Raw genomic sequence first — 19295 nt, forward strand, 5'->3', positions numbered from 1 at the left:
GTCGTGCAAAGCAGCGAAACCGGCACCGCCTATCTGGTCAAGGACACGATCACCGTCAGCAACCTGGCCAGCATCACCGGTGCCGCCGACAACCAGTTCAACAGCGTGACGATCAGCGCCGCCGGCACCAACACCAATCTCCCGGCCACGGGCTTGGTCGATGGCTCGTACAAAGTTTATGCCGTCGATGCCGCCGGCAACCTGAGCGCTGCCGCAGCCAATCTGGTCACCATCGACGGCAGCGCGCCCACGGCCAGCGTCACCACGGCCAGCCTCCAGCCCAGCGGCAATGCCGTCGTGCAAAGCAGCGAAACCGGCACCGCCTATCTGGTCAAGGACACGATCACCGTCAGCAACCTGGCCAGCATCACCGGTGCCGCAGACAACCAGTTCAACAGCGTGACGATCAGCGCCGCCGGCACCAACACCAATCTCCCGGCCACGGGCTTGGTCGATGGTACTTACAAGGTCTATGCCGTCGATGCCGCCGGGAATCTGAGCGCTGCCTCGGCCAATACGGTCACCATCGACACTTCAGCGCCCACACGGCAATCCAGCACCCCCGCCGATAACGCACTGGCAGTGGCCGTCGGCGCCAACATCACGCTGACTTTCAGCGAGCCGATGCTGGCGGCAAGTGGCAATCTGCTGATCAAGAAAGCCTCGGACGACAGCGTGGTCGCCAGCATCGCCATTGGCGATGCCAGCCAGATCACCATCAGCGGCAGCACCGTCACGATCAATCCGACCAACGACCTGGCGGCTGGCGTCACCTATTACGTCGAACTCGCCAGCGGCGTGCTGACCGATCAGGCGGGCAATGCCTACGCCGGCATTAGCGACAAGACGACGCTGAATTTCACGACATCGCCGGCCAATGTGCTGTTTCCGGTGGCCTCCACGCAAGGTGCCGCCAACGGCTTGACCTTTGGTTTTCTCGATGTCAATGGCAATGGTGCGGTAAATACCGATTACACCGGGAATAACGCCGATGATCGCGTCACCTGGACCGAGTTTGATACCCTTGATCAAGCCGCCCCTGCCTGGCGCATGGCCACCAAGCAGGAATTGATCGACTTGTACGCCGACCCGCTCATTAGCAATCCCCCCACTGGCTGGTCGGCAAGCTACGGTCTTTATTGGTCTTCCGACTTGTCGGGCGGAAATCACTGGGGTGTAGACCTCATTGGCGGAGGCTCCGATGCTTCCGCCGGCCTGGATATATACGCTGCTGTGGTGCTGGTCGAACCAGATACCACCGCCCCCACCCTGCAATCCAGTACGCCGGCTGACAACGCACTGGCGGTGGCCGTTGGCGCTGACATCACGCTGACTTTCAGCGAAGCGATGAAAGCCGCAACGGGCAACCTGTTGATCAAGAAAACCTCGGACGACAGCACGGTTGCTACCATCGCCATTGGCGATACCAGCCAGATCACCGTCAGCGGTTCCACCGTCACCATCAACCCGACCAACGACCTGGCGGCAGGCGTCACCTATTACGTCGAACTCGCCAGCGGCGTGCTGACCGATCTGGCAGGCAATGCCTACGCTGGCATCAGCGACAAGACGACGCTGAATTTCACCACCGGCAGCAGCGTACTGTTCCCGGTCACCTCAACCAATGGCGCCGCCAATGGCCTGACCTTCGGTTTTCTCGATCTCAATGGCAGTGGCACGGTGGATACGGCTTATGGTGGCAGTGGCTCGACGACCGACGATTACGTCACCTGGACCGAGTTCGACATCCTCGACCAGGCCGCCCCGGCCTGGCGTATGGCGACCAAGCAGGAATTACTGGATTTGTACGCCGACCCAACTATCGCCAACCCACCCGCTGGCTGGGCGGATACCGACTACTATTGGTCTTCCGACCCGGCCGGTGCGGGGGATCACTGGATTGTGTTCCTCACTGCAGGCTACACCAACGACAACTACGACGGCGACGGGAGATACGCTGCGGTGGTGTTGGTTGGGTAGGGTTGCCCGGCGTGTGGCCCATCAAGGGGCGGCGGATGCCGCATCGGGCCACCGGCTTTGTTCTTTGACATTTGATATTTCGATCAGGCACACAGGGAAGTGTCTGGCTCCCGAAGGAGGCCAGGGTCAAGGCCCGGCCCAAAGGGCAAGAAGGGCATCACGGGCGTTTTCCCAACCCCGGTCGCTTGGCGTTGCCCAATAGGTCGGGGTTGATCGAGCCAACCGGCACTGCCGCGTGGAAGATGGCTTGCATCAGAGTGGCGAAGGGTGCGTGGAGAAGGCGGTGGATGGCTTCTCGAACCGCCCGGTGCGGACCCGCATGCCGGGTGGTGTGGCAGGGGCGCAGCCTGCAATGGCTGCCCCCTATGCCGATGCAATTTACTTGACCCGCATCCCCGGTTGCGCCCCGGAATCGGGCGAGAGCAGGAAGATGCCCGGTGTCTTGCCTTCGACGTCCGAAGCCGCCAGCACCATGCCTTCGGACAGGCCGAATTTCATCTTGCGTGGCGCCAGGTTGGCCACCATGACGGTCAGGCGACCAATCAGTTGGGCCGGATCGTAGGCCGCCTTGATGCCGGCAAAGACATTGCGTGTTTCGTCATTGCCGATATCCAGCGTCAGACGAACCAGCTTGTCGGCGCCTTCAACGTGTTCGGCGTTGGCAATGCGGGCAATGCGCAGGTCGACCTTCATGAAGTCGTCGATGCTGCACAGCGAACCGGCCTCGGCGGCGATTTCGGCGGCTGCGGCTTTGACCTTGCTGTCTTTCTGCTGCTGTTCGGCGTGGCGCTGCTGCGAGTGTTGCTGCCCGGCGGCTTGCGCTGCCCCGGCCTCCGTAGCCGGGGCCAGCGATTCGCGGTTGGCTTCGATCAGCTTTTCGATCTGCTTTGGATCGATGCGGGTCATCAGGTGTTCGTAGGTGTTGATCGCATGACCGGCGGCGAGCAGGCTCTGCGTGTCGTTCCAGGTCAGCGGCGCGATATTGAGGAATTGCTCGACCTTGCCGGCGAGCACTGGCAACACCGGCTTGAGCAGGATGGTAAGCAGGTGGAACAGGTTCAGCGCATTGCTGCAGGCGGCGTGCAGTTCGCTTTCCTTGCCTTCCTGCTTGGCCAGTTCCCAGGGCTTGACGCTATCGACGTACTGGTTGGCACCATCGGTCAGCGCCATGATTTCGCGCACGGCCTTGCTGAATTCACGCGCTTCGTACAGTTCGGCAATGCGCGGTGCGGCTTCCTGGATGGCTTTGATGGCCGGCAGACTGGCATCGGTCGGCGCCAGCTGGCCGGCGAAGCGTTTGGCGATGAAGCCGGCCGAGCGGCTGGCGATGTTGACGAATTTGCCGACCAGGTCGGAATTGACGCGGGCGCAGAAGTCCTCGAAGTTGAGGTCGATGTCTTCCATCGTGTTCGATAGCTTGGCGGCAAAGTAATAGCGCAGCCATTCCGGATTGAGGCCGGTTTGCAGGAAGCTGTCAGCGGTAATGAAGGTGCCGCGCGATTTCGACATTTTTGCCCCGTCGACCGTAAGAAAGCCGTGCGCGAAGATCTTGGTCGGCGTGCGGAAGCCGGCATGCTGCAATTCGGCCGGCCAGAACAGCGCGTGGAAGTACAGGATGTCCTTGCCGATGAAGTGGTACAGCTCTGTCGTTGAATCGGGCTTGAACCATTCGTTGAAGTCCAGGCCATTCCGGGCGCACAGGTTCTTGAACGAACCCATGTAGCCAATCGGCGCGTCGAGCCAGACGTAGAAATATTTGCCCGTGCTTTTGCCAAACTCGTCGGGGATTTCGAAGCCGAAGTAGGGCGCGTCGCGCGAAATGTCCCAGTCGGTCAGTTTATTGTCGCCGGGCGCACCCAGCCATTCCTGCATCTTGTTGGCGGCTTCGTTCTGCAGCACGCCGTTGGCGCGGCCGGTGTACTGGCGCAGGAAAGCTTCGCAACGCGGGTCGGAGAGTTTGAAGAAGTAATGCTCGGAGTTGCGCAGTTCGGGCTTGGCGCCGGAAACTGCCGAGAATGGCTCGATCAGGTCGGTTGGCGCGTAGGCGGCGCCGCAGACCTCGCAGTTGTCGCCGTACTGGTCCTTGGCGTGGCACTTCGGGCACTCGCCCTTGATGAAGCGGTCGGGCAGGAACATTTGCTTGACCGGGTCGTAGTACTGCTCGATGGTCCGCACATCGATCAGGCCGGCGGCTTTCAGGCGGCCGTAAATGTCGTTGGCGCACTCGCGGGTTTCCGGCGAATGGGTGCTGTAGTAATTGTCGAAACCGACGCCGAAACCGGCAAAGTCGCGCGAATGTTCGCCATGTACGCGCTCGATCAGCGCTTCCGGCGTGATCCCTTCCTTTTCGGCGCGCAGCATGATCGGCGTGCCGTGCGTGTCGTCGGCGCAGACATACCAGCATTCGTTGCCGGACATTTTCTGGAAACGCACCCAGATATCGGTCTGGATGTATTCGACCAGATGGCCGAGGTGAATGGCGCCATTGGCGTAGGGCAGGGCTGAAGTGACGAGAATCTTGCGCGGCATGATGAGGGCCATGAATGTGAAGGCCGCAATTTTAGCGCGAGCGGACGCCAAGACGGACTCTGCGTTATACTGTACAGAATTACTCGGGTATTTCCCGGCCCTTCTGGAGAATTGCATGAGCGTATCTGAACAAAGCGTCAAGACAGCCCTGTCTACTGCGGTCGACCCCAATACCGGCAAGGATTTCGCGGCTGGCAAGGCGGTCAAGAACATCCGGATCGATGGGGCCGATGTGGCTTTCGACATCGAACTGGGCTATCCGGCGAAGAGCCAGATCGACGGCATCCGCCAGCAGGTGATTGCGGCGGTCAAGACCGTGCCGGGTATCGGCAACGTCTCCGCCAACGTGTACAGCAAGATCATTGCCCATTCGGTCCAGATGGGCGTCAAGCTGCTGCCGGGCGTCAAGAACATCATCGCCGTGGCTTCCGGCAAGGGCGGTGTGGGCAAGAGCACGACGGCGGTGAATCTGGCGCTGGCGCTGGCCCAGGAAGGCGCCACGGTCGGTCTGCTCGATGCCGACATCTATGGCCCATCGCAGCCGCAGATGCTCGGTTTGAGCGGCCGCGAGCCGGAGTCGAAGGATGGCAAGAGCATGGAGCCGCTGGTGGCTTACGGCGTGCAGGCCAATTCCATCGGTTTCATGGTCGATGTCGAAACGCCGATGGTCTGGCGTGGTCCGATGGTGGTGCAGGCGCTGGACCAGTTGCTGCACCAGACCAACTGGCATGACGTGGATTACCTGATCGTCGACATGCCGCCGGGTACCGGAGATACCCAGTTGTCGCTGGCCCAGAAAGTGCCGGTCACCGGCGCCGTGGTGGTCACGACGCCGCAGGACATCGCGCTGATCGATGCGCGCAAGGGGCTGAAAATGTTCGAGAAAGTGAATATTCCCATTCTCGGTATCGTGGAAAACATGAGCATCCATGTTTGTTCGAATTGCGGTCATGCCGAACATATTTTCGGCGAAGGCGGCGGCGAGCAGATGTGCAAGGATTACGACGTCGAATTTCTCGGCAGTCTGCCACTCGAAATGGCCATCCGTCAGATGGCCGATGGCGGCAAGCCGACCGTGGTTGGTGCACCGGATTCGCCGTCGGCGGAAATCTATCGCAAGATCGCCCGCCGGGTGGCCGTCAAGGTCGCCGAGAAGGCCAAGGACATGAGCTCGAAATTCCCCAACATCGTCGTGCAGAACACCTGATTTTTGTCGACATGCAGGGCAACAAAGGCGGGTAAAATCCCGCCTTTGTTTTTGTCGACCGCAGCAGGGAAAAATGACCATCAAATCAGACAAGTGGATACGCCGCATGGCCCAGGAGCACGGCATGATCGAGCCGTTCTCGCCGGAGCTGGTGCGCGAGGCCAACGGCCAGAAGATCGTTTCCTACGGCACCTCGAGCTACGGTTACGACATCCGCTGCGCCCGCGAATTCAAGGTGTTCACGAACATCAACTCGACGGTGGTGGACCCGAAGAATTTCGATCCCAAGTCCTTCGTCGAGATCGAATCCGACGTTTGCATCATTCCGCCGAATTCGTTCGCGCTGGCCCGGACCATGGAATATTTCCGCATTCCGCGCTCGGTGCTGACCGTCTGTCTGGGCAAATCGACCTATGCGCGCTGCGGCATCATCGTCAATGTGACGCCGTTCGAGCCGGAATGGGAAGGTTACGTGACGCTCGAGTTTTCCAACACCACCCCGCTGCCGGCCAAGATTTACGCTGGCGAAGGTTGTGCACAGGTGTTGTTCTTCGAGTCCGACGAAGTTTGCGAAACCTCGTACAAGGACAGAGGCGGCAAGTATCAGGGCCAGGTCGGTGTGACCTTGCCGAAAATCTGACGCCAGCTTGTAACAAAACCGTCTTATTCTTCGACCCGCTGCGGCGGGTCGCCGTCTTTCAGGGATAACACCATGCGCTTTCATTTTCCGGTCATCATCATCGATGAAGACTTCCGTTCCGAGAATGCTTCGGGACTGGGTATTCGTGCCTTGGCCGACGCCATGCAAAAAGAGGGACTGGAAGTGCTGGGCGTCACCAGCTACGGCGACCTGACCTCATTCGCCCAGCAGCAATCGCGCGCTTCCACCTTCATCCTGTCGATCGACGATGAGGAACTGGCGCTGGAGCCGGAAGAAACCTTGGCTGAACTGCGTGCCTTCGTGAGCGAAATCCGCCACAAGAATGCCGAGATTCCGATCTTCCTGCATGGCGAAACGCGGACCTCGCGACATATCCCGAACGACATCCTGCGCGAATTGCATGGCTTCATCCACATGCACGAGGACACGCCGGAATTCATCGCGCGCAACATCAAGCGCGAAGCCAACGCTTATCTCGATTCATTGCCGCCGCCGTTCTTCCGGGCGCTGGTCCATTACGCCGCCGACGGTTCCTACTCCTGGCACTGCCCAGGCCATTCGGGCGGCGTCGCTTTCCTGAAGTCGCCGGTCGGCCAGATGTTCCACCAGTTCTTCGGCGAAAACATGCTGCGCGCCGACGTCTGCAACGCCGTTGAGGAACTCGGCCAACTGCTCGATCATACCGGCCCGGTGGCTGCCTCCGAACGCAATGCGGCGCGCATCTTCAATGCCGATCATCTGTATTTCGTCACCAACGGCACCTCGACCTCGAACAAGATCGTCTGGCACTCGACCGTCGCGCCGGGCGACATCGTCGTGGTCGACCGCAACTGCCACAAGTCCATCCTGCACGCGATCATGATGACCGGCGCGATCCCGGTCTTCCTGATGCCGACGCGCAACAACTTCGGCATCATCGGGCCGATCCCGAAATCGGAATTCCTCTGGGAAAACATCCAGAAAAAGATTGCCGCCAACCCGTTCATCATCGACAAGAGCGCCAAGCCGCGTGTCTTGACCATCACCCAGTCGACTTACGACGGCATTCTGTACAACGTCGAGGACATCAAGGCTGAGCTGGATGGCAAGATCGATACGCTGCACTTCGACGAAGCCTGGCTGCCGCATGCCGCCTTCCATGACTTTTACGGCGATTACCACGCCATCGGTGCTGATCGGCCGCGCTGCAAGGAGTCGATGGTTTTCTCGACGCAATCCACGCACAAGCTGCTGGCTGGTTTGAGCCAGGCATCGCAAATCCTGGTGCAGGATGCCGAGAACAACCAGCTTGACCGCGACATCTTCAACGAGGCTTACCTGATGCACACCTCGACCTCGCCGCAGTACTCGATCATCGCGTCATGCGACGTGGCGGCGGCGATGATGGAAGAACCCGCCGGCACCGCGCTGGTCGAGGAATCGATTGCCGAGGCGCTGGATTTTCGTCGTGCCATGCGCAAGGTGGACGAGGAGTGGGGCGCCGACTGGTGGTTCAAAGTCTGGGGGCCGGATGACCTGTCCGAAGAGGGCATCGAGGAGCGCGACGCCTGGATGTTGAAGCCGGGTGAGCGCTGGCATGGCTTCAACAACCTGGCCGACGGCTTCAACATGCTCGACCCGATCAAGGCGACGATCATTACACCGGGGCTCGATGTTGATGGCGATTTTGCCGACGACATCGGTATCCCGGCGGCCATCGTTACCAAATATCTGGCCGAGCACGGCGTTATCGTCGAAAAGTGCGGCCTGTACAGCTTCTTCATCATGTTCACCATCGGCATCACGAAGGGCCGCTGGAACTCGCTGGTCACTGCTCTGCAGCAGTTCAAGGACGATTACGCCAAGAACCACCCGCTGTGGAAAGTGCTGCCCGAGTTCGTGCAGAAAAATCCGCGTTACGAGCGGATCGGCCTGCGCGACCTGTGTACGCAGATTCATGGGGTGTACAAGAAAAACGATGTGGCCCGCCTGACCACCGAGATGTACCTGTCGGACATGGTGCCGGCGATGCGTCCGGCCGATGCGTTCGCCAAAATGGCGCATCGCGATATCGAGCGCGTGCCGGTCGACGAACTGGAGGGCCGCGTTACCGCCGTGCTGCTGACGCCTTATCCACCGGGTATTCCGCTATTGATTCCTGGCGAGCGTTTCAATCAGACCATTTGCAGCTATCTGAAGTTTGCCCGCGAGTTCAACGCCGCCTTCCCTGGCTTCGAGACCGATGTGCATGGTCTGGTCAAGGGGACCGACGGGCGTTATTACGTCGATTGCGTCCGCTGATTTAAGCTTGCTGGCGACGCCGCCAGCTGACAAAAGAAAACCCCGTTCCGCTGCTGCTGGACGGGGTGTTTTTTTGCGCTATTGTCCAGTCGACCGCAGAAATCTCGGGAAACCACGTGTCGCCCTCGGGGGCGAGGTCGACTTCGGTGATTTCCAGGCGGTCGGCCAGTGCGATGGCCTGAGCGTAAATTTCGGCGCCGCCGATGATGAAGATATTGGCCGAATTGGCGGCTGATAGGTCGTTTGTTGCGGTCGACGCTAAAACAAGCGCATTTTCCAGCGAGCTTGCGATTTCTGCGCCGGGGGCGACGTAGTCGGCCTGCCGGCTGATCACGATATTGCGCCGACCGGGCAAGGGGCGAAAACGTGGTGGCAGCGATTCCCAGGTTTTTCGTCCCATCAGCACGGCTTGCCCGGCGGTCAAGGCCTTGAAATGCGCCATGTCTTCAGGAATGTTCCACAGCAAGCGGTTGTCCTTGCCGATGACACCATTTTTGGCAACGGCAGCAATCAGGATGATTTCAGGCATGCTCAACTCCGGAATTGACGTAAGTGCGTAATCAGGCCGCGTGTCGAGTCGTCCAGCGTATTGTCCTGACGCTCGCCGCGCAGGATCGGCGCCAGCCGGCTGGCCAATTGCTTGCCGAGCTCGACACCCCACTGATCGAAGGCATTGAGATTCCACAGCACGCCGAGGCAGAAAACTTTGTGCTCATACAGTGCGAGCAATTGACCAAGGGTAAATGGCGTCAGTTTGGGCAGGATGATGGTGGTCGATGGCTGGTTGCCGGGAAAGGTCCGGTAAGGCAGTAGCGCAGTCTCGATGCCGCTGGCCCGCGCTTCGTCGGCCGTCTGGCCGAAGGCCAGGGCCGAGGACTGGGCCAGGCAATTGGCCAGCAGGCCGCTATGGTGGCCGGGCAGCGGGAAATCCGAGCGGGCCAGGGCAATGAAATCGCAAGCGACCAGTGCGCTGCCCTGATGCAGCAACTGGAAAAAGGAGTGCTGGCCGTTGGTGCCGGGTTCTCCCCACAAAACCGGATTGGTGGCGTAGTCGACCGCCAGGCCGTTACGGTCGATACGCTTGCCGTTGCTTTCCATTTCGAGTTGCTGGAGATGGGCCGGCAACAGGCCGAGCGAATGGCTGTAGGGGAAAATGCCGTGGCTGTGGGCATTCAGGAAGTTGGTGTTCCACAAGCCGAGCAGGGCCAGCGTCAGTGGCAGGTTGCTTTCAGCCGGTGCGGAGAAAAAATGCTCGTCCATGTTTCGTGCGCCGGCCAGCAACTGCTCGAAGTGGCGAAAGCCGATGGCCAGTGCGATGGGCAGGCCGATCGACGACCAGAGCGAAAACCGTCCGCCGACCCAGTCGCTGAAGGCGAAAACGTTTTCTGGTGCGATGCCGAAGGCACTGGTCGCTGCCAGATTGCTCGAGGCGGCAACAAAGTGCTGGCTGATGGCACTGTGCCGGCCTGCGGCGGCCAATAGCCAGTTGCGTGCCGTTTCGGCATTGGTCAGTGTTTCCAGCGTGGTGAAAGTCTTGCTGGCAACGACGAACAGCGTGGTGCGCGGGTTCAGGTGGGTCAGGGTGCCGGCCAGGTCGGCGCTGTCCAGATTGGAGACGAAGTGTACGCGCAGGTCGGCCTGCTGAAACGCAGCCAGCGCATGGACGGCCATGCGCGGGCCAAGGTCGGAGCCGCCAATGCCCAGGCTGACGATGTCGGTGATGCGCTCACCGGTGTAGCCACGGTATTGTCCGCTGTGAATGCGTTCGCAGAAATCGGCCATGCGTACCAGCACCTGGCGGACTTCTTCGGGGGCCTGTTCGCCGGCGCGCAGTCTGCAGTGACCGACGGCCCGGCCTTCTGTGTGATTGATCGCCTCGCCCTGGCGCATGCGCGCGATCCAACCTTGCCAGTCGGCTTGCGCCGCAAGCTGGCGGAGCAGATCAAGGGTGGTGGCGGTGATGCGCTGCTTGGAGAAGTCAAGCAGCAACTGCTCGTGCGTCAGTGAGAAACGGGTGAAGCGTTCGTCGTCTTCGGCAAACAACTGGCGCAGATGTTGCGGTCGGATTTCTTTGGCGTGCGTATCCAGTGCTTGCCAGGCCTTGGTTTCGGTTAGGCGCTGCATGTTTAAACAGCAACCGGTGCCGCGATATGCGGATGCGGGTCGTAGCCATCGAGACGGAAATCCTCGAATTTGAAGGCAAAAATGTCGTCGACCGCAGGATTGATCCACATTGACGGCAAGGGGCGTAGCTCACGCGTCAGCTGGAGGCGCGTTTGTTCGAAGTGGTTCGAGTACAGGTGCGCATCGCCGAAAGTGTGCACAAATTCGCCCGCACGATAACCGCAGACCTGGGCCAGCATCAGGGTCAGCAAGGCATAGGAAGCGATGTTGAACGGTACACCGAGGAAAATGTCGGCGCTACGCTGGTACAACTGGCAGGAAAGCTTACGCGGTTCATCCGGGTGGCTGGCCGGAGAAACGTAGAACTGGAACAGGCAATGGCAGGGCGGCAAGGCCATGCTGTCCACATCGCCGGGATTCCAGGCGGAAACGATATGCCGACGCGAGTCGGGATTGTGTTTCAGGCTATGCACCAACTGGCTGATCTGGTCGATCAGGCGACCATCCGGCGTTTCCCAGCGGCGCCATTGCTTGCCGTAAACCGGGCCGAGATCGCCTTGCTCGTCAGCCCATTCGTCCCATATCTTGACGCCGTTCTGTTGCAGGTAAGCGATATTGGTATCGCCCTGCAAAAACCACAGTAATTCGTGAATGATCGATTTCAAATGCAGTTTCTTGCTGGTCAATACCGGAAAGCCCTGTGCCAGGTCGAAGCGCATCTGCCAGCCGAATACCGAACGGGTGCCGGTACCGGTACGGTCCGATTTGTCCTGACCATTTTCCAGAACGTGACGCATCAGGGCGAGGTATTGCTGCATGGCTATTGTTCATTTATGAAGTGATTTTCGGCATTCTAACGTTCCCGACGGGTTTTCGCTGCCCTCGCGAGTGGCATAGAATGGGCGACCGGTGCCGATATGCTGGCCGTGTTTGGTGCCAGACCGGCTGAGAGATTCCGAGGAGAACGAGTTGCTGAACAAGATGGCTAATCTGGGAGGGCTGTTCGAGAAGAAGGTCGGCCACCCGCTTGCGGACTCTCGAGAGTTGCAGAGGATTATTAGTGAACTGCCGAAAGACAATGCTTTCAAGGCGCTGGATGAAATTGCCGGTTGGCTTGAGTCCTTGCTGGCCGCCGATGATTTTCCCGTCGAGCGCTTGTTCGAGACCGGACGGCAACTGGAAGATGCGGCTGGCGCGCATTTGCGGCGACTGGCACGGGATTATTTGCAGACCTTGCGCTTGTCGAAGGCTGAAGAGAAGCGTCTATGGCTGATCAATGGCGGACTCTGGCGTTTGCTGTCCAGCGTGTACGAGCGGGCGCTGGATGGCCTGCTCGGTTTGGGTGTGACCGCCGATTTCAAACGGAACACCTTGCCGGCGCTGAGTACGCGCCTGATTGCGGCGTTGCGGGCTGTCGTCAAATGGGAGCAATTTCATTACGGGCCGATGCCCGGGGATATTTGGCAGCGTCTGGGGCGGGTGCTACTCGTCGCCGAGGCGGCTGGCGTGGCAGATCGGCCGGTTAGCCTGGGTGGCTTGCTCGGTGGCAGTTCGGCGATTCGCGAGTATCAGAAAGTCATGGTCTTCCAGGCGGCTTCGATGGACAGCCTGCTGCCGCTCGAAATTGAAATTGCCGAACGCTTTATCAATCACTTTCTCGGCCTATTCGAGTTTCCTTTGCTGGCCGAGCACGATTGCGTTTATTGGGCCGACTTGTCTTTGCCGCAGCCGCCGCAGCGTTTGGCGAAAATGCCGGCCGTTGCGACGCCATCGCTGCGCTTTTTCCGACCGGGGCGCGCGCATGCCGCCATGCAGGAAGTTTTGCGAGGGCTCGAGCAGGGCCTTGAGCTGCCGGCCGATATCAAACTCAATGGGGAGTTTCCGGCGCGGACCCTGATCCCGGTCTTGCGCCATCTATGCGCTTACCTGGCGCCCGTGCCGCCACAGCGCCGGCACGACCGGCATCGGGTCAAACACCGGATGTCGGTGCTCAATGGGCTGATCAATGCATTCGTTGTTTTTTCCGGTGAGTTCGGCGGTCGACCGGCGGGCCTGCAGATTGAAAGCTGGGTGGTAGAGAATGTCAGCCGGGGCGGGTTTGGTGCCTTGCTTAACGATATTCCCGGCGAATGGCTGAAGGTCGGTGCCTTGCTGGCAATTCAGCCGGAAGGCGGCGATAACTGGTTGCTCGGCTGTGTGCGACGCTATCGCCGGGAGTCTGTTACCGAGGCGCATGTCGGGATCGAAACGCTGGCCCGTCTGGTTCAGGCTGTTGAGTTGAAGCCTAAAATGGCCTCCAGCTATGCGGCCGTGGCGGGGATTCCATCCTTGTTGCTGCTCGAAGGAAATGCGCCGGGTGAGGTGCGCGCCATCCTGCCGCAATACACCTTTGATCCGCGCGATTCCCTCGAATACCAGCAGGACGGGCGTCGGGTGGTGCTTGAGCCTGTACTGCTGGTCGAGCAGACCGCCGATTATGAACTGGCCCGCTATCGGGTGTTGAGCTGAGGCGGGTTGAGTCGAGCCGTCTGACGCGGGTCAGTTTGCCTGTGTCGGCGGTTTGATTGCCGATTTGGGGCGAAATGCCTTGATCACGTCGGCATTCGTTTCGGCGTAAGGGCCGCCGATCAGGTCGATGCAATAAGGAACCGCCGCAAAAATGCCGACGTGAGCCACGCTGCCGTCGGCATTGCGGACGCCTTCCAGCGTTTCCCGAATCGACTTCGGCTGGCCCGGCAAATTGATGATCAGGGCCTGCTTGCGAATTACCGCAACCTGGCGCGATAGGATGGCGGTCGGTACGAAATTCAGGCTGATCCGGCGCATTTCTTCGCCGAAACCCGGCATTTCCTTGTCGGCCACTGCCAGCGTGGCTTCCGGCGTGACGTCGCGCAGGGCTGGGCCGGTACCGCCAGTGGTCAATACCAAGTGGCAATTATTGCGGTCAACCAGCTCGATGAGGGCTTTTTCAATACTTTCGCGATCATCGGCAATCAGCCGGGTTTCCGCTTGCCACGGGCTGCTCAGTGCTGCGGTCAACCATTCATGCAGGGCTGGAATGCCTTTGTCTTCATAGACGCCGGTTGACGCGCGGTCGCTGATTGAAACGAGGCCGATGCGTAGCACGTTGCCGATATCACTCATCTGCCGCCTCATCGGTCGCCGCGTCAGCCTCTGCCGTCGGCGTGGCGTCGAGTTCCTTCAAAATCTGGAAAATGGCGCGGAAGCTCTTCGGGGGCTTGTTGCCTTCCTGCTCCTTCAATGCATTGCGCCGCAACTGGCGCAGGTGCTGGATATCGACACCGGGCCACTGGTTGGCGATTTCGGTCAGCACACTTTCATCTTCCATCAAGCGAACCCGGAAACGTTCCAGGCGGTGCATGCGGGCAATTTCGGCCGATGATTCGCCACGCAGCAGGGCGAGGCCGGCGCGGATCGGTTCGTCGTCAACGCCGCGCATCAGCTTGCCGATGTACTGCATTTGCCGGCGTCGCGCCCCGTGTGCGGTGATTTTCTGGGCTTCGCGCACGGCACTGAGCAGTGTTTCCGGCAGGTTGATGCGCTTTAATTGGCTGACGGAAAGTTCGACCAACTCCGCACCGAGGTCGCGCAGCTCGTGCATCGCCTCCTTCTTCTTGGTTTTGGAAGGACGGCGGTCGTCTTCGGTAAAGTCTTCTTCTTGCATGGCGTGCATCCGGTACGGCAATGGCGGGCTGCTATGATAGCGACTTTTCCCCCAAACGACGCCGCTTCCATGCCCGAGACCGCCGCTTTTTCCTACGCTTTCCCTGCGCTGCAACAACTCGCCGAGGATGTCCTGACACATGCCCGAGCCAAGGGAGCGACTGCCTGCGAGGTTGATGTATCCGAAGGCTTCGGTCAGTCGGTCACGGTGCGCTGCGATGAGGTCGAGACGATCGAGTTCAATCGCGACAAGGGTATCGGTATCACCGTCTATGCCGGCCAACGCAAGGGGTACGCCAGCACCTCCGACTTCTCGGCACAGGCTTTGCGCGAGACGGTCGAAGCGGCGCTGAACATTGCTCGCTTCACCGCCGAAGACGATTGTGCCGGTCTGGCCGAGGCCGGGCTGATGGCGAAGGATTGTCCCGATCTGGATTTGTATCATCCATGGGCGTTGACCGTGGAAGACTCAATCGAAATCGCCCAACGTTGCGAACAGGCGGCTTTTGATAGTAGTCCGCTGATCGATAATTCCGAAGGGGCGACGGTTTCGACGCAGCAGGCGCATTTCGTTTCCGCCAACAGCCTGGGTTTCATGGGCGGCTATCCGACCTCGCGCCATTACATTTCGGCCTCGGTGATCGCTGGCGAGCGCGAGCAGATGCAGCGCGACGACTGGTACACCACGCACCGGAATGCAAGTCGACTGGAGAGTCCGGAAAGCGTCGGCCGAATGGCGGCCGAGCGTGCAGTAGCACGCCTCGGTGGGCGCAAGGTCAAGACTGGCGAATTCCCGGTACTGTTCGAGGCGCCGCTGGCCGCAGGTCTGCTCGGCAGTTTGGTGCATGCGGCGAGCGGTGGCGCGCTGTATCGCAAGGCGTCGTTCCTGCTCGATCACTTGGGCAAGAAAATCATGCCGGATTTCGTCAAGATCAGCGAGCGCCCCCATATTCCCTGCGGCCTGGGCAGCGCATCGTTTGATAGCGATGGCGTGGCAACGCGCGATAGCGATGTCGTGGTCGGCGGGGTGTTGCAACGTTACTTCCTGTCCACCTACACGGCGCGCAAGCTGGGTATGCAGACGACGGCCAATGCCGGCGGCAGCCACAACCTGATCATCGAACCGGGCGACCTGGATTTTGAAGGTATGCTGGCCAGAATGGGCCGCGGTCTGCTGCTCACCGAAATGCTTGGTCACGGAGTCAATTACGTGACCGGTGACTATTCGCGTGGCGCCGCAGGCTTCTGGGTGGAAAACGGCAAGATCGTGCATCCGGTCGAGGAAATCACTATTGCTGGCAATCTGCGCGACATGTTTGCCGGCATTCTGGCGGTCGGTAATGATGTGCAGATCCGGGGTACGAAGCAGACCGGCTCCATCCTGATCGACCGCATGATCATTGCCGGGGAGTGAGTGAAGCGGCAGGGCTTTTTCGGCATTTCTCATCCTCGGTTGCTCAGCTACAATAAGCTCGCTACAACCCCCGATGTTCCAAACACACAAGAAGGAGACACAAGATGCAACGTCGTGATTTTCTGAAAAAAGCTTCGCTGGGCGCCGTCGCTGGTGCTGCGGCTACCGTCGCAGCTCCGGCCATTGCTCAGTCACTGCCCAATATCAAGTGGCGGCTGACTTCAAGCTTCCCGAAGAGCCTGGATACGATTTACGGCGGTGCTGACGTTCTGGCCAACCGCTTGCGTGCGATGACCGGTGGCAAGTTCGATATTCGTGTCTTTCCTGGCGGTGAAATCGTCCCCGGCCTGCAGGCACTGGATGCTGTGCAGCAAGGTACGGTCGAAATGTGCCATACCTGCTCCTACTATTACGTGGGCAAGGACAAGACCTTCGGGTTTGGTACGGCAGTGCCTTTCGGCATGAATGCCCGTCAGCAGAACGCCTGGATTTACTACGGTGGCGGTCAGAAGCTGCTGGATGATTTTTACGCCAACTACAATGTGGTCTCCTTTGCCGGCGGTAATACCGGTACCCAGATGGGCGGTTGGTGGCGCAAGCCAGTAAAGACCGTGGCCGATCTCAAGGGGGTAAAGATGCGTATCGCCGGTCTTGGTGGCACGGTCTTCTCCGAACTCGGCGTTGTGCCGCAGCAGATTGCCGGTGGCGATATCTATCCGGCGCTGGAAAAAGGCACCATTGATGCGGCCGAGTGGGTCGGTCCGTTCGATGACGAAAAGCTCGGTTTCTACAAGGTAGCCAAGAACTACTACTACCCGGGTTTCTGGGAATCTGGTCCGGCCATTCACTTCTTCGTTAACAAGAAGGAGTGGGACAAGTTGCCGAAGGAATACCAGGAAGCCTTCCAGGCGGCTGCTTACGAGGCCAATGTGACGATGATGGCTGAGTACGATCACAAGAACCCGATCGCACTTTCCAAGTTGTTGCAGAATGGCGTCAAGCTTCAGGCATTCTCCGATGAAATCCTGAATGCGGCCTACAAGGTGACTCAACAGGTGTATGCCGATGAGTCGGCCAAGAATCCGGCATTCAAGAAGATTTACACGGAGTGGGAAAAGTATCGCAAGACGCAGAATGCCTGGTTCAGTGTCGCTGAAATGCGAATGGACCGTTTCCTGCAGTCACGCAAGTAAGTTCGTACCTCGGCAGCAGAAACCCGCGAGTTTCGCGGGTTTTTTTTTGGCCAAAAAAACGGGGCCGGTGATGGCCCCGTTTTCCGGATGTGTTGAGCTAGCTTCTTAGTTGTCGTTGCTTTGCAGGCCCTTCAGGAGTTCTCCATCGCCCTTTGTTTCCTCGCCATCGTCACCCTGCGGAATCAAGGTGTCCAGATTGATGACGGGGGCGGTGCCTTCACGTTCCATGCGCTGCATTTCCTTCTGCGCCGGATCGCCGTAGCTGACGATGTTCGGGAACAGGATGATCAGGGCGACCATGATGATCTGGATGCAGACAAACGGAATGGCGCCCCAGTAAATGTCCGTGGTCTTGATGGCTGCCGGGGCAACCGAGCGCAGGTAGAACAGCGCGAATCCGAATGGGGGATGCATGAAGGAGGTTTGCATGTTGACCGCCAGCAGCACACCGAACCAGACCAGGTCGATCCCCAGCTTGTCTGCTACCGGAGCCAGCAGGGGCACGATGATGAAGGCGAGTTCGAAGAAGTCGAGGAAGAAGGCCAGCAGGAAGACCATGATGTTGACCACGATCAGGAAGCCGACTTCGCCACCAGGGAGCGACAGCAGCAGATGCTCGACCCACAGGTCGCCGTTGACGGCACGGAAGGTCAGGCCGAAGACCGTGGAGCCGACCAGGATGAAAACCACGAAGGAGGACAGCTTGCCGGTGGTTTCCATTGCCTGCTTCATCAGCTTCCAGGACAGGCGCTTGCGGCTGATGGCCAGGATCAGTGCACCGGCTGCACCCATTGCACCACCTTCGGTCGGTGTTGCGATACCGAGGAAGATCGTACCGAGGACCAGGAAAATCAGGATCAGCGGCGGAACCAGCGAGGTCAGGGCGCGGGTCATCAGCTTGAGACCGCGCAAGCTGCGGGCTTCCGGCGGCAAGGCCGGGGCTGCGTCTGGCTTGATGATTGTGATCAGGGCGACGTAGCCAAAGTAAAGGCCGGTCAGGACGAGGCCGGGGATCATCGCGCCTTCGTACATGTCGCCGACCGAACGACCGAGTTGGTCGGCCATGATGATCAGCACCAGCGATGGCGGGATGATCTGGGCCAAGGTGCCGGAGGCGGCAATAACCCCGGTGGCGAGGCGTTTGTCGTAGCCATAGCGCAGCATGATGGGCAGCGAGATCAGTCCCATCGAGATCACCGAGGCGGCCACCACGCCGGTCGTTGCGGCGAGCAGTGCGCCGACGAAAATCACTGCGTAGGCCAGACCGCCGCGAATCGGGCCAAAGAGTTGCCCGATGGTGTCGAGCAGGTCTTCGGCCATGCCGGATCGTTCAAGGATCAGCCCCATGAAGGTAAAGAAGGGGATGGCCAGCAATGTGTCGTTGGCCATGATGCCGAAGATGCGCTCGGGTAGTGCCTGAAATAGTGCCGGCTGCAATAAGCCGAGTTCAATGCCGATCAGTCCGAAAACAATACCGTTGGCGGCCAGTGCAAAGGCGACCGGATAGCCGAACAACAGGAAGGCGACGAGGGCGCCGAACATCAGCGGCGCCATGTTGGCGATGACCCATTCCATTATTTTGCCTCCTGGGCTTTGGCTGCAGCGATGGCGGCGGCCAGTTGTTCTTCGGGGGTGGGTTCTTTCTTCTTGGCGTTGGGGTCTTCAATCATGCCGGCCAGGAAGGCGAGGCGCTTGATCAGTTCGGAGATGCCCTGCAGCGCGAGTAGTGTGAAGCCGATCGGCAACAGAATTTTTACTGGCCAGCGGATCAGGCCGCCAGCGTTGGCCGACATTTCATTGATTTTGTAGGATTCCGCGATCAGCGGCAGCGACAGCCAGAGGACAGCGATAACCATTGGCAACAGAAAAAACAGCGTGCCGATGATGTCGATGATGGCGAGACCGCGTGGTGATAACTTGCCAGATAGTACGTCGATGCGGACATGCTCGTTCTTCTGCAGCGTGTACGGAGCGCACAGCAGAAAGATGGCAGCAAACAGGTACCACTGGATTTCCAGCAGACCGTTGGAGCTGTAGTCGACGGTGAAACGTACGGTTGCGTTGCCGGCACTGATCACGGTCATGATCAGGACCAGCCAGAAAGCGCCTTTGCCGACGCGTTCGTTCAGCCAGTCGATCAACTGTGAAAGCTTGAGTAATAAGGTCACGAAAATTCTCCTCCGTTGATAGAATTCCCGGCTTCTGCTGTGGCCGGAATCTGGT

Annotated in this window: 15 protein-coding genes; 7 read left to right on the forward strand and 8 right to left on the reverse strand. The window is 59.5% G+C overall.

Annotation, left to right across the window (positions count from 1 at the left end; genetic code table 11):
• Positions 1-1980 (forward strand): Ig-like domain-containing protein (locus RCI20_RS10850; protein ID WP_306605360.1); only part of this gene is annotated, 1980 nt, incomplete at its 5' end.
• A 378-nt stretch (positions 1981-2358) separates the two neighbouring features.
• Here RCI20_RS10850 and metG read toward each other — a convergent pair.
• On the reverse strand, positions 2359-4509 hold the full coding sequence (gene metG, locus RCI20_RS10855) for a methionine--tRNA ligase (RefSeq protein ID WP_306605472.1): 2151 nt from the start codon (positions 4507-4509) through the stop codon (positions 2359-2361).
• Positions 4510-4624: 115 nt separating this feature from the next.
• Between metG and apbC the strand changes: the two genes are divergently transcribed.
• The 3 genes from apbC to RCI20_RS10870 all read left to right on the forward strand — a co-directional run bounded on the left by apbC (position 4625) and on the right by RCI20_RS10870 (position 8657).
• Complete coding sequence (gene apbC, locus RCI20_RS10860; RefSeq protein WP_306605362.1) at positions 4625-5716, forward strand: iron-sulfur cluster carrier protein ApbC; 1092 nt, start codon at positions 4625-4627, stop codon at positions 5714-5716.
• 73 nt (positions 5717-5789) lie between these two features.
• Positions 5790-6356: a dCTP deaminase gene (gene dcd / locus RCI20_RS10865; RefSeq protein WP_306605364.1), complete on the forward strand. Its 567-nt coding sequence runs from the start codon at positions 5790-5792 to the stop codon at positions 6354-6356.
• 72 nt (positions 6357-6428) lie between these two features.
• The gene (locus tag RCI20_RS10870; RefSeq protein ID WP_306605366.1) at positions 6429-8657 is read left to right on the forward strand and encodes an arginine/lysine/ornithine decarboxylase; all 2229 of its coding nucleotides are present in this window, start codon (positions 6429-6431) and stop codon (positions 8655-8657) included.
• Between the two features lies 1 nt (position 8658).
• Here RCI20_RS10870 and RCI20_RS10875 read toward each other — a convergent pair whose 3' ends face one another.
• Genes RCI20_RS10875 through RCI20_RS10885 form a run of 3 tightly spaced genes read right to left on the reverse strand, consistent with a single transcriptional unit; the run spans position 8659 to position 11599 of the window.
• The gene (locus RCI20_RS10875) at positions 8659-9186 is read right to left on the reverse strand and encodes a dihydrofolate reductase (protein ID WP_306605367.1); all 528 of its coding nucleotides are present in this window, start codon (positions 9184-9186) and stop codon (positions 8659-8661) included.
• Between the two features lie 2 nt (positions 9187-9188).
• Positions 9189-10781 (reverse strand): glucose-6-phosphate isomerase, encoded by a 1593-nt coding sequence (gene pgi / locus RCI20_RS10880; RefSeq protein WP_306605369.1) that lies wholly within the window; start codon positions 10779-10781, stop codon positions 9189-9191.
• A gap of 2 nt (positions 10782-10783) precedes the next feature.
• A complete protein-coding gene (locus RCI20_RS10885) occupies positions 10784-11599 on the reverse strand; it encodes a thymidylate synthase (RefSeq protein WP_306605371.1) in 816 nt (271 codons plus the stop codon).
• 151 nt (positions 11600-11750) lie between these two features.
• On the opposite strand from RCI20_RS10885, the gene RCI20_RS10890 reads away from it, so the two are divergent.
• Positions 11751-13289 (forward strand): hypothetical protein, encoded by a 1539-nt coding sequence (locus RCI20_RS10890; protein WP_306605373.1) that lies wholly within the window; start codon positions 11751-11753, stop codon positions 13287-13289.
• Positions 13290-13319: 30 nt separating this feature from the next.
• Here RCI20_RS10890 and mog read toward each other — a convergent pair whose 3' ends face one another.
• Positions 13320-13925: a molybdopterin adenylyltransferase gene (mog, locus tag RCI20_RS10895; protein WP_373691518.1), complete on the reverse strand. Its 606-nt coding sequence runs from the start codon at positions 13923-13925 to the stop codon at positions 13320-13322.
• Positions 13918-14466 carry a ribosome biogenesis factor YjgA gene (gene yjgA / locus RCI20_RS10900; RefSeq protein ID WP_306605375.1) on the reverse strand — a complete coding sequence of 183 codons (549 nt, stop codon included), beginning with the start codon at positions 14464-14466 and terminating at the stop codon, positions 13918-13920. Before yjgA ends, mog begins: the two co-directional genes overlap by 8 nt.
• 69 nt (positions 14467-14535) lie before the next feature.
• On the opposite strand from yjgA, the gene pmbA reads away from it, so the two are divergent.
• Positions 14536-15879, forward strand: a complete 1344-nt coding sequence (pmbA, locus tag RCI20_RS10905) for a metalloprotease PmbA (protein ID WP_306605377.1) — start codon at positions 14536-14538, stop codon at positions 15877-15879.
• Positions 15880-15983: 104 nt separating this feature from the next.
• Positions 15984-17072, forward strand: a complete 1089-nt coding sequence (locus tag RCI20_RS10910; protein WP_306605379.1) for a TRAP transporter substrate-binding protein — start codon at positions 15984-15986, stop codon at positions 17070-17072.
• 105 nt (positions 17073-17177) lie between these two features.
• On the opposite strand, the gene RCI20_RS10915 is transcribed toward RCI20_RS10910, so the two are convergent.
• Together RCI20_RS10915 and RCI20_RS10920 are read right to left on the reverse strand one after the other, a co-directional pair.
• Entirely contained in the window at positions 17178-18650 is a 1473-nt protein-coding gene (locus RCI20_RS10915; protein WP_306605476.1) for a TRAP transporter large permease subunit, read from the reverse strand.
• Complete coding sequence (locus tag RCI20_RS10920) at positions 18647-19240, reverse strand: TRAP transporter small permease subunit (protein WP_306605381.1); 594 nt, start codon at positions 19238-19240, stop codon at positions 18647-18649. The genes RCI20_RS10915 and RCI20_RS10920 overlap by 4 nt, the downstream gene beginning before the upstream one ends.
• Positions 19241-19295: the final 55 nt, after the last annotated feature.

Source organism: Azonexus sp., assembly GCF_030824335.1.
Taxonomy (GTDB): Bacteria; Pseudomonadota; Gammaproteobacteria; order Burkholderiales; family Rhodocyclaceae; genus Azonexus.

Bases quoted from the DNA above. Each gene is read 5' to 3' on its own strand.
- apbC (WP_306605362.1), top strand. From the start codon at position 4,625: ATGAGCGTATCTGAACAAAGCGTCAAGACAGCCCTGTCTACTGCGGTC.
- RCI20_RS10910 (WP_306605379.1), top strand. From the start codon at position 15,984: ATGCAACGTCGTGATTTTCTGAAAAAAGCTTCGCTGGGCGCCGTCGCT.
- mog (WP_373691518.1), bottom strand. From the start codon at position 13,925: ATGAGTGATATCGGCAACGTGCTACGCATCGGCCTCGTTTCAATCAGC.
- yjgA (WP_306605375.1), bottom strand. From the start codon at position 14,466: ATGCAAGAAGAAGACTTTACCGAAGACGACCGCCGTCCTTCCAAAACC.
- pmbA (WP_306605377.1), top strand. From the start codon at position 14,536: ATGCCCGAGACCGCCGCTTTTTCCTACGCTTTCCCTGCGCTGCAACAA.
- RCI20_RS10870 (WP_306605366.1), top strand. From the start codon at position 6,429: ATGCGCTTTCATTTTCCGGTCATCATCATCGATGAAGACTTCCGTTCC.
- metG (WP_306605472.1), bottom strand. From the start codon at position 4,509: ATGCCGCGCAAGATTCTCGTCACTTCAGCCCTGCCCTACGCCAATGGC.
- RCI20_RS10875 (WP_306605367.1), bottom strand. From the start codon at position 9,186: ATGCCTGAAATCATCCTGATTGCTGCCGTTGCCAAAAATGGTGTCATC.
- RCI20_RS10885 (WP_306605371.1), bottom strand. From the start codon at position 11,599: ATGCAGCAATACCTCGCCCTGATGCGTCACGTTCTGGAAAATGGTCAG.
- pgi (WP_306605369.1), bottom strand. From the start codon at position 10,781: ATGCAGCGCCTAACCGAAACCAAGGCCTGGCAAGCACTGGATACGCAC.
- dcd (WP_306605364.1), top strand. From the start codon at position 5,790: ATGACCATCAAATCAGACAAGTGGATACGCCGCATGGCCCAGGAGCAC.